The following is a 435-nucleotide window of genomic DNA, read 5'->3' as shown; positions in this document are numbered from 1 at the left end:
GTCATCGAGGCAGCCCACGGGCGCGATCACACCATCCCGAATGGTCCTCGCACCCTCGACGTTGATCTCATTCGCGTTGGCGACGAGACCGTCACCACCGACGAGTTGACCCTTCCACACCCCCGTGCACATAAGCGCGCCTTCGTTCTGGTGCCGTGGCGCGACGCCGACCCTGAGGCTGAATTGCCCGGGTACGGTCGGATCGCCGATCTGGTCGCCTCCTTCGATGCTGACGAGCTGGCTGACGCCGTTAAGCCTTATTCGCGTCAGATTGACGTAGCTGGGGTCACCGTTGCAGGAGAATGGGACGAGAGGCACGACGAGGAGGATGTATGACACGGAGCTTGCCACCCGAGTGGGATGACGACCGGCGACCTGGCGGCGGTAACCCTCAAGGCAACATCGCTCCGACCGATTGGAAGGTCATCATCGTGG

General features: G+C 62.5%; 1 protein-coding gene. It reads left to right on the top strand.

Going from position 1 to position 435, the window contains the following annotated elements; all coding sequences use genetic code 11:
- On the top strand, positions 1 to 336 hold a 336-nt coding region (gene folK / locus K9U40_RS23950; protein WP_282892543.1), incomplete at its 5' end, for a 2-amino-4-hydroxy-6-hydroxymethyldihydropteridine diphosphokinase.
- Positions 337 to 435 lie beyond the last annotated feature (99 nt).

This window comes from Xanthobacter autotrophicus, from assembly GCF_030015065.1.
Lineage (GTDB): Bacteria > Pseudomonadota > Alphaproteobacteria > Rhizobiales > Xanthobacteraceae > Xanthobacter > Xanthobacter autotrophicus_D.
The sequence above is the reverse complement of the archived record's forward strand: the minus strand, read 5'-3'. Positions and strand labels throughout refer to the sequence as shown.